We start from the raw sequence: 13,164 nt of genomic DNA, 5'->3' as shown, positions 1-13,164 counted from the left end.
CCCCGCGGAATCTATAAATTTTACTTTCCTTTTAAATCTTCATTACTGGCTCTTTTTAAAAGTTCCTTTTCATCTTCAGATAATTGATCATACCCTTGTTGATGGATCTTATCTAAGATCTCATCGAGTTTTTGTTGCGTAAGTTTGGATGTTTTCGAATATGGCGCCTTGGCAGCCTTATAAAAAAGAGTCGATTTAATCTGGTTTCTGCGATGCTGCGGCTTTTCGGGGTTGAACAGGTTGAATACCCAATCATATAAATTATTCATCCACTCGCTGCCATCCCAACCCTTTCTTAGTAAAAGGATAAATAGGAACCCCATTAAAGCCCCGGCCAAATGGGCTATATAAGTCTCCGGGCTGTCAACCGGAAGGGTTGCCATATCAATAGCTAAGTAAACAATGGCCAGGATCCACAACGAAATGCCTCCGCCTAACATAGGGAAGATCTTATAATTAGGACTGATAGTAGTTGCTGCTGCACAAATGGCCAATACAGCCGGGCCTCCACCCATAAAATACCCGGTGCCCAGCGGAGCAACAGGAAGAAAACTCTTGGCTACCAGGAAAGCCACTGCACCCGCTATCGTTCCATATAAAAAAACCGGAACAATCTTTTTGAAACCTGTGAGGTCTACGAATATATATCCGAAGCTCCAAAGCCATATCATGCTGGCAAATAATTGCCAGATATTGGTGTGCGCGAAAGAATAGGTTATAATGGTCCAGGGTTTTAGCATTGCCTTCGAAATATCGCCAGACAGTGCAAACCAGCATAATACTTTTTCATTAAAAACCCCGGTTACATCTCCTCCCTCGGGTAGTCTTAAATAAGTGAGCCCCCTGAAAAAAGTGAGCACCACAAAAATGATCATGGCAATACCTATCAGAACTATTAACGGGTTTATTTTGGTTCCGAAAGAAAGTCGTGAATCATAATCTCTATCTGAAATCGCCATAGATAATCTTCTTTTTACAATTTGCAGCCAATCTGCCTGCATTTGCTAATATAACGTTCTCCGGTTGTTTTTGTTCCATATTTTCAGCAAAATAAAGCCGGTTGCAGCGCCACCCAGGTGGGCAAAATGCGCAATATTATCACCGGGCACCTGGTAGATGCCACCAAAAAGATCGATTGCTATGAGTCCGATAACAGCCCATTTGGCTTTTATGGGTATGGGGATAAACATAATATACAGTTCAGTATTGGGAAAAGTCATCCCGAATGCCACCAGAATACCAAATACCGCTCCCGAAGCGCCTACCGCCATGCTGGAATCTGTCAGCAAATGGGCCAACCCTGCTCCCAGGCCGCATATCATGTAAAAAATTAAAAATCGCCTGGCCCCCCATACATTTTCTAAAATGCGCCCAAACATCCACAAGGCAAACATATTAAAAAGGATATGATAGAAAACAATGCCTGTGGTTTCTCCAATTATATTGGTATTATAGGAGGCGTGCGCAAACATATGGGTAATCAACTGCCAGGGGCGAAAACGTTCGTCACTTACCGGCCACAGACCAATTTTGGCAGTAAGGCCATATTTAGGGTCGTAAAGTAACTGGGCCACCCAAACCAACACATTAATCAGGATCAGGTTCTTAACTGCCGGCGGAAATTTTTCTGCAGGCCTGTAATTAAAACTCATGTGACAAAGATAGTATGGAAGGCCTTTCAAAACGGTTGTTATTGCAACGATCTTCATAAAACAAATAACCGGGGTACCTAAACCGGAAATTTTCCGCTACAGGGTCTCTTTATGAATCCACAAGCTGCTTTGAATGTCATCATATGACTTCAATAATGTAAAATTCACAGAACGCTCCGTATTCAGCTTTTAGATAAAGTGAGAATCAGCTTTTACATCACTCCTGTCGGCTGGGGCCAGCTTTAGACCCCGGGTTCTTCTATAATAATTGATAGCGGGCTCCAGCAGCCAGTCGTTACTGATCATATACTGTTGCGCTGCATCTTTTGTTGTAGTCTCAATAATTTTCATGGCATCTTTTGTATGAGCATCATAACGCCAAGTTGTCGTATAATGAAAATACGATCAGTTCCCCATTATTAATGATACTGTCTTTTGCCATACTGGTGGTTTGTCCACGCCAGCTGACATCAGGAATCGTACTGATGTTATCAGGTACTTTGGGGGCGTACCTGTGTGTATACATCATAACACCTTACGATCTCACATGGCATTTAAGTACGTCATTGCTCCGCCTGATTCATCAAATTTATCCGTCAGTTATTTACGGTAGCCTTTTCCTATTGTACAGGTATTCGTCACCAAAGGCCGGGTTATCCTAAAGACGCTTCTTTTACAAACAGCGTAAGAATTTACGGCGGCTCCTTCAGTGAGCAATTGCAGTCGTTCCATCAGCCCGGCTATCAACAGGGGCATCGTTAATATCACCCGCCTGTTACAAGTCCGATATAGTACTTACCCAAGGCATCCCGGGCCAATTTTAATTTTTAAGCCTAAAAATTTGGCTATTTAAACGTTTAAGCACTATTTTTGTATCGCGTTTTGCTTGAAACATATTTTTTTTAAGAATTGCTTAAACGATTAAGCCATTTGCAATGTGTTTGAAACGATTGGTGTGAAAATAGAATCCAGCCGCATAACAAGTTATTGAATCTTTCTTCCTGGTCTGGACACGCATAAGGCACAGCTTCAAAGCTGTTGCCCAACAACCGGCAAACGGCGTTAAGCGATTGTGTTGGAGTAAAACCTTTCGCCAGGTTTGAATAGGCCGTGGATTGCATCTATAATAAAAAAGTTTGATAGCCCATATGAAGAAATTGTATACGGTATTGATCTCCTGCATCTGTTTTTTACTCGTTTATGCAGCGGCGGGTGCACAGAACTGGAAAGAGCTGGCAACGCCCCAAAAAGGAACAAAATGGGTACGCCCTTCTCAGGGTACACCTGCACAACCGGTTTGGGGCCATTCCAAAGGGTTACAGGTAGGATTATCGCCCTTCCCCGGCCCAAGAGGATTGTTGCGCATCTATACACCGTATTTAGGTCACAAGGAAGCAGAAGTAATGAACTTCATTGCATTCGAACCTATAGTAAAGGGCGATTCCCATCGCGGACTTTCTGAACTCGAAATGAGTAAACTCGACAATCAAAGAGGTAAAAGATTCTGGAGCGCTAACGATTCCCTCAGCACCACCCCTGTCCCGGAAAATGCTCCCGCAACGGGCATCATTGAAAAAACAGGCGGAACAGAAACGCTGACAGTTTATATATTCTCTGAGCCGTTCGATAACGGGGCAACTGTTTATACAAGGCTTCGGTTCTATGAACATCAGCCCTACGAGGTAGAAATCACCACTTATGCAGCACCGGGCTCCAGGGCTCTTGAGCATTTTATTGTTACAGCAACTATGGGAAATTATGCACGTCTTCGGAATCTCTACCTGCAACCGGGAACCGTTTCCCCGCAAAAGCTTTGGCCCGATTACCGGGAGGATGGTTTTACACCTCACGCACATTTCTCCCAAAGCAGCTTTATAAAGGACAGGAATGGCCGCGCCTATTTTATTGCGGCTCCGGATGAGAAAAACCCATCGGAAGCGATCTATGCAAACGGCACTAACGATCATTGGAAATACTACGGGCAAAAGGCAACACAATACTGGTATAGCAGCCATTACAGCGAAAAAATGGAAGGCCTGGTAAATGGCCGCTATACTTATTGGGCCAGCCAATCACCCATACCGGAAGGCATTGCCTATGAAAACTTTGAATTAAAAGCGCCGTTCGCTCAGGGCAACACCTATGTTTTTGGCGTTAGCCCCCTGGCCGCAGACAAATTTGTAAAAAATATAAAAAATAAGAGAAAATGAGAAGACGGAAACCCATCAATCGCCCTACCGGCATTTGCACCCCCAAAGCCCTATACCTAACGGGATAGCTGCCACTAAGTAAAGTAGCAGCAGGAAAACAGAAACTTAATTTAAAAGAACTGGAAACCAATTCTTAAACATTATGAAGAAGAAAACAATACATGTAAAATGCAAAATGATCTTAGCCTGTTTACTTTTTTGCCAGGCTATTTATTTGCAGGTATCCGCTAATGCGGCAAATCTGTATCAGGACAGAGTAGTAAAAGGTACTGTTACTGAAAAGGAAACTGGAACGCCTCTGAGTGGGGTAAGCGTTAGTGTAAAGGGAGCTGCCGGGGGAACAGTTACCAATGGCGCCGGGCAATATGAAATTGCGGTGCCTTCAAATGATGCCGTACTGGTATTTAGCTATGCCGGGAAGCTGCGGCAGGAAAAGACGGTTGCTGGCGCCCCCGTAATTGATGTAACCCTGGAAAATGAAGTGGCCCTGATGGAGGAAGTGTACGTGGGTTATATGGTACAGAAGAAAAAAGATCTTACCGGCGCTATATCTATGGCCACCAATAACGATATCGCCAAAAATCCATCCGCTAACGCTATGAAATCTTTACAGGGTAAGCTGGCAGGTGTACACATTAATACCAATGGTGGCAACCCTGCAGAAAACGTAACTGTGCAGATCAGGGGTCTCTCGTCCCTATCAGGAAGTGTGCGCCCCCTGATCGTATTGGACGGTATGCCTACCGAAAACTTAAATCTCCGCGATATCAATGCAGCCGATATTGAATCTATGCAGGTCTTAAAAGACGCGGCTTCGGCCAGTATTTACGGAGCCAGGGCATCAGGTGGTGTTATATTGGTTCAAACTAAAAAGGCTAAAAGTGGCCAGACAAAAGTAGAGTATTCAGGCAGCCTGGCGCTGAGTAAGGTTATCCAAAAACCCAAGCTGATGAATGCAGAGCAGTACGGCACTGCTATGTTTCGTGCTTATGCCTATGATGAGCAGGTATACGGCACTCCTTTGAACTTACCGGCCACCTACGATTTCACCTGGCATAGGGATGCCGACGGCAGAGCAGTGCTGGATGCGGTAAAACCGGCAGAATGGTTGAATGCAGACAAAACCGTAAGAGGATCCAATACCAACTGGCTCGATGAAATTTTGCAACCGGCCACTATGACAGAGCACCAGGTAACGGTTTCTAAAGGATCGGACAGATCGAAAAGCCTTTTTTCGCTGGGGTATTTTGGTAATGAAGGAACACAAATACATACCTTCTTTAGAAAATATTCAATAAGATCTAATACCGAATACAGCCTGATTAATGACCGGCTGAAAATTGGTGAAAACCTGGCTATATCTTATTTGCAATATAGAGATATGAACGATCCCAATAATCCGGGGTTTAGCCCTATGATGCGCTGGGCTTTAATTAATCCTCCGGCAGTTCCCGTTCGTGATATCAACGGGGGTTGGGCAGGGGCAGCCGGCTTCGACGACTTTACCAATCCTGTTCGCGTGCTTACCGACAGTAAGGATAATACCAATCATTTCGTTAAAATTATCGGTAATGTTTTTGCGGACCTGAACATATGGAAGGGCATATCTGCCCGTACGCAGTTCGGAATTGACTACGGCAACTCCTACAACCGTGCTTTGGATAAAGAGTGGTCGGAAACAGGTGGCCGCAGCAGCAACGGCGAGAATTATGTGGGTAACGGACAATCCCATGCGCTAAGCTATGTATGGACCAACACTTTAGGATATAACCTGAATAAGGGTAAACATAGTTTTAACGCAGTGGGAGGTATTGAATACACCCGCTTTGTACAGGAAGGATTTAGTGCCAGAAGAGAGGGTGTTTACCTGGAAGACAGGGACTTTGCACATTTGGGAATTACCACAGGTGACAAATACTCGTTAGGCAGTTCGGCAGATGAATATGTGTATTATTCGCTTTTTGCAAAAGCCAACTATACATTCGATCAGAAATATCTTTTATCTGCCACATTAAGAAGAGACGGCTCATCGCTTTTCGGCGTGAACCACCGTTACGCTGTTTTCCCTGCGTTCTCTGCCGGATGGAGAATCAGCCAGGAAAAATTCATGGAAGATATCGGGTTTATATCAGACCTGAAAATAAGAGCCAGCTGGGGTGCGAATGGTAGTGTGCAGGGCCTGCCAAGAGGCTATACTTCCACACCGTTTACTACAGACTATTTTGGCACATCCTATCCCATAATGGGTAATGAAACAGGTTCCCTGCTTTCCGGATACAGGAGAACCTGGCTGGGAAATCCTGACCTGAGATGGGAAACTACTAAACAGACCGACCTGGGCATCGACTTCAGTCTTTTTAATTATCGCCTGAATGGTTCGTTTGACTATTACTTCAAAAAGACCACCGATATTCTGGTTCAAACGCCTTATATCGCTGCGATGGGCGAAGGTGGCGAGCCCTGGATCAATGGTGCTGCTATGAATAACAAGGGTATTGAATTGGAATTAGGTTATAAAGACAAAACCAAATACGGCCTTCAATACGGGGTTTCGGCGAATATCGGAACTTACAAAACGAAAATTCTTAGTATACCGGAAAATGTAATTAACAAATACCCCGGCAATGGAAAGGAAGATAATGTGGTAGGTAAAAGTCCCAATATCTTATATGGCTTAGTAGCTGATGGTATTTTTAAAACCCAGGAAGAAGTGGATAACCATGCGGAGCAAACAGGGAAAGCCATCGGGCGCATCCGGTATAAAGACTTAGATGGTAACGGTAAAATAGAAGAACTAAACGACAGAACCTACATTGGTGTATTAGATCCTAAATTTTTTGGTGGTATTACTTTTGATTTAGGCTATCATAATTTTGACCTGAACGTATTCTTCCAGGGGGTTTTCGGCAACAAAGTGTTGAATTCCTGGAAATATGAATCGGACTTGTGGAATATAAGTGTGCCGGCGCATAAAAATCATCCTACCCGCATTTTAGGGGGCTGGTATTTCGACAATCAAAACTCCGATATTCCTGCGATCTCTAACTCCAATCAAAATGCGGAGTTGCGTATGTCGAGCTACTTTGTAGAAGACGGCTCTTACCTGAAACTGAGGAATATTGAATTGGGTTATACACTGCCTAAAAAAGTATCGGGGCGCGCCCGGATGCAGCACCTGAGAGTATATGCATCAGCGAGGAATATCCTGACCATTAAAAACAGCCAATTCACCAGTTTTGATCCGGAGATGCCGGGCTACGGTTACCTGACACCCGCTTTTTATACCCTGGGACTTAATGTTACATTCTAAATTATTTTACAATGAATAAGTATACCTACTTTTTATTATCCGCCTTTTTAACCCTATTCTTTACAGGCTGTGACAGGTACCTGGATGTTGCACCTAAGCAGGTGCTGGATGAAGGACTATTGACAAAGCCTGAAGACATGGATGGTTTTGTGACTGCAGCTTATGCGAGAATGACCGATATTCCATCTTTTGATTCTCCGTTTTCTCCCTGGTGGTCGGGCTCTATGCGCGCTGACGATTCGTATAAAGGAGGTGGCGGAACCTGGGATGGCGATGGCTGGCATAACATGGAAACCTTTGTTGGTTTAAATCCAAACGGATGGCCTCTGGACTATCCCTGGTATGTATCTTACCAGATTATTCAACGCTGTAATACAGCCATACAGAAATTGCAACTGATCAGCGCTGAAGCCTATCCATCCCGGGACGCCCGCATTGGTGAAGTGAAGTTCATTCGCGCATTTGTACATTTCAGGCTCAAACAGTTCTTTAAATATATCCCTTATATCGATGAGAATGTAGTGGGTTCAACGGCAGAATTTGAGGCGGTTCCCAACAGGGATAAAACCCACCCTAATGATCAATATCTATGGGAAAAAATTTTGAACGACTTTAAAGATGCAGAAAGCCGTTTACCTGATACGCAGGAGGACAAAGGAAGGGTTGATAAAAATGCTGCCACTGCAATGGTTGCAAGAACACTGATGTTTATGGCCTACGAGCAGGACGACATGCATAAAGTAGTTAACATTAATAAAGACAGATTGACTGAAGCACTAACATACATCAATAAGATCACCGGCCAGGAAGGCGCTAAAGTAGGCTTACAGGCTGATTTCTCTGACAACTTCGAAGTGGAGTTTGATAATAAAACCAAAGAGTCTATCTGGGAAATTCAATATTCGATTAACGACGGCAGCTCCACGGGTGGAAAAATAAACCGGGGGGAGGGATTGAATCATCCCTTTCAATGGGGCGGATTTACCTGTTGCGGTTTTCATCATATCAGCTATGCCATGGGTAATGCATTTAAAACCGGCGCTGACGGTTTACCCCTGTTCGATACCTATAACAACGGCAGCTATATGGATAACCCTGCTACTTACTTTACCAGCAATAGTTTTGATCCCCGGTTTAGCCACACTATTGCTGCGCCTGGCCTGCCCTGGAAATACGACCCTAACCTGATCTTTGAAAGTAAAGGCGTTCGTAACGCCGCAGAATATGGCTATTTTAAATCGATTAAAGAATTGCCGCGTCCTAATTGCGGATGCTTATTATATGATGGCTGGCAATTTAATTCGATGAACAAACGAATGATCCGGTATGATGAAGTGCTATTGTGGAAAGCCGAGCTTCTTATTCAGCTGGACAGGCATATGGAGGCCCTGGAGCCTATTAATAAGATTCGCCAGAGAGCTGCTAACAGTACCAGACGACTGGTAAAAAGTAACGGCCAGCCTGTGTTGAATTACCGTATTGAAACTTATAAACCCGGTGTTAATTGTGCCTGGACCAAAGATTTTGCCCTGAAAGCCATGCAATGGGAAAACCGGTTGGAGATGGCAGGAGAAGGACGCCGTTTCTTTGACTTACAACGTTGGGGAATTTTAGAGAAAACGATGAATGACTACTTCGCTATTGAAAAAACCAGGTTTGCCTGGATGAACATTGCGAAATTCACATCAGGGCGCGATGAATTTTTCCCCATACCACAGCCCCAGATCAACTGGGCTAAAGGTAACTACACACAAAACCCCGGATACTAATGTTTAGAAAATACCTAATGGCGGATCAGGAAAGTACACCTATAGCCCGCACTATATGGGTGTACTTTCTTTGCCTGCTACTGGCTTGTAAAAAGGATGGTGAGAAGGATGTGTTTGTACCCACCGACGAGTTGATGGCAACTCAAACCATCCTTGTCCCCGATAAGCAAACGAAAAAAGTTTCTGCTGCTTTAAGCTTTAAAAACCTGGATGCTATAGAATACATCTCAGTTACCAAAAGTGGGGGTAACAGTTACAATAATAAAATAAACCGGGGTGAGCTGTCGTCGTCTTACACCTTTAGTTATCCGATCCAGGCTACAGACCCCCAATCATTCAAACTGTTGTTAAAGGCACATTATAAAGATGGGAATGTATCCAACACACTGGCCTTGGAGGTGGACAATCGCTGGGGATTTTTTATACGAAGTATGAAGCGCGTAGCCAGGGTAACCGGTAAGTCCATAGGAAACGAATCCTTTCCCAATCCAAATAATACTGCTACCAAATGGAATGTGGGAGGCACCGACCTGGGCATTGTGTGGGAGATGGAACCCAACAATTATGGGATATTTTTTGGCGACACTTTTGGGCAAGACTTTGTTCCCAATACTGCCAATCCCGGTCCAAACGGCGGTAGCTGGCGCTCTAATGTGCTGGCATTTTCCAAGGATAATCAGTTAGAGGATGGTCTTACCTTTAGCAGTATGGTATCAGATAATGCAGGCACGGCCCGTGAACTGGTTCCGGGAGGAAAAGATCAGTCGGGCAATGGCAACCTGACGTCTATACCATCTGCGGCTATCAGGGTTAACGGAGCGGATTATGTTCATTATTTCAATATCAGGAACTGGACAGGTTGGATCACCAATCATTCGGGGCTGTTTAAATCGACAGACAATGGGCGAACCTGGAAAAAATGTGAAACGGTGTTGTTTGCTGCCAACAGCAATTTTGGTATGGCAGGGTATTTTAAAAAGGATGGATATGTGTACATGATGGGTACCCACGCAGGGCGAATTAACCCGGCCTACTTAGCCCGGTTTAAAGAAGCTGATATTGAAAACCAAAGCCGGTATGAATACTGGAACAGTTCGGGCAATCAATGGGTAACTGGTAACGAGTCGGCCGCCGGTATCCTCATCAACGAAAAAGTTGGCGAGCTTTCTTTTGTTTACAATACCACCCATAAAAAATGGATACTTACCTACTTTAGTGAAGACCGGTACAACATTACCATGCGAACAGCAGAAAATATCACCGGGCCCTGGAGCCAACCATACGAGCTGGCTGCAGGTACTGCCTATCCGCAGTTATATGGCTCTTACCTGCACCCCCTGTCTGCAACAGGCGATAACCTGTATTTCCTGATGTCGATGTGGATGCCTTACAATGTTTTCCTCATGAAAGCAGAACTCGCCGATATGGGCGCTTTTTAGGACAGCATCATTACAAGCAAAGCCCGGAACAGATGTTATGTATCGAACATTTGCTCCGGGCTATTTTATTGAAAGGTATACTAAACCTTGTTATATACTATCTCAACTTCAGTTGCACTACGTTCTCAATATGCAAGGTATGCGGGAACATATCCACCGGCTGAATTTTAGTCACCGCGTATTTTTCATCCAGCAAAGCAAGGTCACGCGCCTGGGTAGCAGGATTACAGCTTACATACACTACTGTAGGCGCTGCCATTTCATTTATCTTCTGCACCAGTTTTTCGTGCATACCTGCCCGCGGCGGATCGGTAATAATCACATCTGCCCGGCCATGTTTGGCAAAGAAATCATCATCGCAAACCTTAATCACGTCGCCGGCATAGAAATGGGTTTTGTCCAGGTTGTTAAGCGCCGCATTTTCTTTGGCATCTTCAATAGCCGCGTCGATCATTTCTACTCCTATGATTTTTCCTGCATTCTGACTACAAAATATACCGATGCTTCCTGTGCCGCAGTACAGATCATATAAGGTCTCTTTACCTGTCAATTCAGCAAAATCGCGCGTGATCCGGTATAATTCTTCCCCTTGGCGGGTATTGGTCTGAAAAAAAGATTTAGGTCCTATTTTAAACTGAAAGTTTTCCAGTTGCTCAATTACATAACCCTTACCATGGTATACCACAGGCTCCAGGTCGTGCAGGCTATCATTTCTTTTAGTATTAACCGTGTACAGCAATGAAGTAATACCCGGGAATTGCAGCAATACAAACTGCATGAGTTTCTCGATCTTTTCAGGATCATCCTCCCCTACCATGATATTGGCCATCCACTCTCCTGTTTCGCAAAGGCGTACCTGCATGGTGCGTAAAAAACCATGCTGCTCCCGCAGATTATAAAAACTAAGGCCGTTTTGGAATGCGTATTTTTTGATCGCCAACCTGAGATCGTTGGTAGGCTCTGCCTGCAAATGGCAGGTTTGTACATCTACCACTTTGCTCCAGGATCCTTTGGCATGAAAACCTGCAGCCCCGGGGCTTTTCCTATCCCCGGCTTCTAACGGTGAGACCTGTGCTTCCGCCTTACGGCGATTAAATTCTTCCTTGGTAAGAAATTCTTCCGTACCGAAAGTATATTCAATTTTGTTGCGATAGCGCGTAATACTTTTTGCGCCAATAATCGGCCAGATTTCGGGTAGCTGTACCTTCCCGATACGTTTTAAATTATCCTGTACCTGTTTTTGCTTATACTGTAATTGCAGGTCATACGGCAGCATCTGCCACTGACAACCACCACAGGTTCCGAAATGGGCACAAAACGGATCGACCCTTTTGTCGGAGTAGGAATGAAAGCGTAAAGGCCAGCCCTCGCCCCAGTCTTTTTTGTTTTTGGTAAGGCATATGTCTACCACGTCGCCAGGTACCACCTGTTCTACAAAAATCACTTTTCCGTCTAAGCGAGCCAGTGATTTTCCTTCTGCCGCATAATCCTCAATTAATACGTTCTCGAGCGTTATATTTTTCTTTTTACGAGCCAATATTTGTGCGATTTATTATTTATGTGTGATTTACGATGTTGTTGTACGATATAGTATTCTTATTTGCTGCACGTACATTGTACAATAAACATCGTACATAAAATTATTTATATTTTGAAAGATGAACTCCAACGCATTGCCGGATGCAGCATCAGAGTCTTCGTATAACATTCGCTACAATACCAGGTTTACCTAAAGTATAATAGTGTAAACCCGGCACCCCATTCTTCTTTAGATCCCGGCTCTGCGCCAGCAACCAGTCTTCACCCACTTTCTCCACTTCTGCATTGTTCTTACAGGCTTCAATTTCTTTCGAAAGCTCCTGTGGGAGATCAATAGAAAATATTTTCGGCAACATCGTTAGTTGCTTTTTATTGTAGATAGGTTTTAATCCGGGTACAATGGGAACATTGATGCCATTGGCCCTGCAGGCTTCCACAAATGCATAATATTTTGCGTTATCAAAAAACATTTGTGTTACAATATAATCGGCGCCTGCATCTACTTTTGCTTTCAGGTAAGCCAGGTCTGTTTGCATATTCGGCGCTTCAAAATGCTTTTCGGGATAGCCGGCCACACCAATACAGAAAGAAGTTTTGCGACTATTCAGCAGTTCTTCTTCTAAATAAACACCGTTATTGAGATTGATTACCTGCTTTAGCAGGTCAACTGCATAAAAATGACCATCCGGCTGGGGAATGAACGCTGTTTCATTTTTAGCCGCATCACCTCTTAATACCAGTACATTATCAATACCCAGGTAATTCAGATTGATCAAAGCATCCTCCGTTTCTGTCACACTAAATCCGCCGCAGATCAGGTGGGGAACCGTATCAACATTATATTTATTCATGATAGCAGCGCAAATGCTTTCGGTACCGGGACGTTTACGAATGGTAACTTTCTTAAAGCTCCCGTCGGGATTTTTTTTAAACTCGTGCTCACTGCGGTGGTAGGTAACATTGATATAGGCAGGTTTAAATTCCATTAGCGGGTCTAAATGTTCATACAATCCTTCAATTCCTTTTCCCTTGAGCGGCGGAAGTATTTCGAAAGAGATCAGGGTTTCATTCTTCTCTTTTGCCCTGTTAATGTGATCAATTACCTTCATTCCTGTTTTTTTCTAGGGTGCAAAATTACGGTTAGCTTCATAAAACAAGGATAAATTAAATATTCGTAACTTTATGAGATGCCTATTCCCTTCTCAGAAAGTCTTACACCAGTACTCATTTTTCGTTTACATTCAA

10 protein-coding genes are annotated in these 13,164 nt (G+C 43.9%); 4 read left to right on the top strand and 6 right to left on the bottom strand.

Translation table 11 applies throughout. The annotated features are described in order from the left end of the window. Positions 1-20: 20 nt before the first annotated feature. From U0035_RS14875 to U0035_RS14860, 4 genes are all read right to left on the bottom strand, one after another. Positions 21-959: a rhomboid family intramembrane serine protease gene (locus U0035_RS14875; protein WP_114791989.1), complete on the bottom strand. Its 939-nt coding sequence runs from the start codon at positions 957-959 to the stop codon at positions 21-23. A gap of 45 nt (positions 960-1,004) precedes the next feature. Then, a complete protein-coding gene (locus U0035_RS14870; protein ID WP_114791944.1) occupies positions 1,005-1,652 on the bottom strand; it encodes a rhomboid family intramembrane serine protease in 648 nt (215 codons plus the stop codon). A gap of 189 nt (positions 1,653-1,841) precedes the next feature. After that, the gene (locus U0035_RS14865) at positions 1,842-2,003 is read right to left on the bottom strand and encodes a hypothetical protein (protein ID WP_162817941.1); all 162 of its coding nucleotides are present in this window, start codon (positions 2,001-2,003) and stop codon (positions 1,842-1,844) included. Between the two features lie 19 nt (positions 2,004-2,022). Next, positions 2,023-2,181: a hypothetical protein gene (locus tag U0035_RS14860; protein WP_162817942.1), complete on the bottom strand. Its 159-nt coding sequence runs from the start codon at positions 2,179-2,181 to the stop codon at positions 2,023-2,025. Positions 2,182-2,800: 619 nt separating this feature from the next. On the opposite strand from U0035_RS14860, the gene U0035_RS14855 reads away from it, so the two are divergent. The 4 genes from U0035_RS14855 to U0035_RS14840 all read left to right on the top strand — a co-directional run bounded on the left by U0035_RS14855 (position 2,801) and on the right by U0035_RS14840 (position 10,380). Continuing rightward, complete coding sequence (locus U0035_RS14855; RefSeq protein ID WP_114791945.1) at positions 2,801-3,862, top strand: hypothetical protein; 1,062 nt, start codon at positions 2,801-2,803, stop codon at positions 3,860-3,862. Between the two features lie 142 nt (positions 3,863-4,004). Further along, a complete protein-coding gene (locus U0035_RS14850) occupies positions 4,005-7,172 on the top strand; it encodes a SusC/RagA family TonB-linked outer membrane protein (protein WP_114791946.1) in 3,168 nt (1,055 codons plus the stop codon). An 11-nt stretch (positions 7,173-7,183) separates the two neighbouring features. After that, entirely contained in the window at positions 7,184-8,941 is a 1,758-nt protein-coding gene (locus U0035_RS14845) for a RagB/SusD family nutrient uptake outer membrane protein (protein ID WP_114791947.1), read from the top strand. Further along, positions 8,941-10,380 (top strand): glycoside hydrolase family 183 protein, encoded by a 1,440-nt coding sequence (locus tag U0035_RS14840; protein ID WP_211316485.1) that lies wholly within the window; start codon positions 8,941-8,943, stop codon positions 10,378-10,380. Before U0035_RS14845 ends, U0035_RS14840 begins: the two co-directional genes overlap by 1 nt. A gap of 97 nt (positions 10,381-10,477) precedes the next feature. On the opposite strand, the gene rlmD is transcribed toward U0035_RS14840, so the two are convergent. Then, positions 10,478-11,917, bottom strand: coding sequence for a 23S rRNA (uracil(1939)-C(5))-methyltransferase RlmD (gene rlmD, locus U0035_RS14835; protein WP_114791948.1), 1,440 nt, complete (start codon positions 11,915-11,917; stop codon positions 10,478-10,480). Between the two features lie 151 nt (positions 11,918-12,068). Next, a complete protein-coding gene (gene metF / locus U0035_RS14830) occupies positions 12,069-13,028 on the bottom strand; it encodes a methylenetetrahydrofolate reductase [NAD(P)H] (RefSeq protein WP_114791949.1) in 960 nt (319 codons plus the stop codon). Positions 13,029-13,164: the final 136 nt, after the last annotated feature.

This window comes from Niabella yanshanensis, from assembly GCF_034424215.1.
GTDB classification, from domain to species: domain Bacteria; phylum Bacteroidota; class Bacteroidia; order Chitinophagales; family Chitinophagaceae; genus Niabella; species Niabella yanshanensis.
This window is presented reverse-complemented; position numbering and strand designations above follow the sequence as displayed.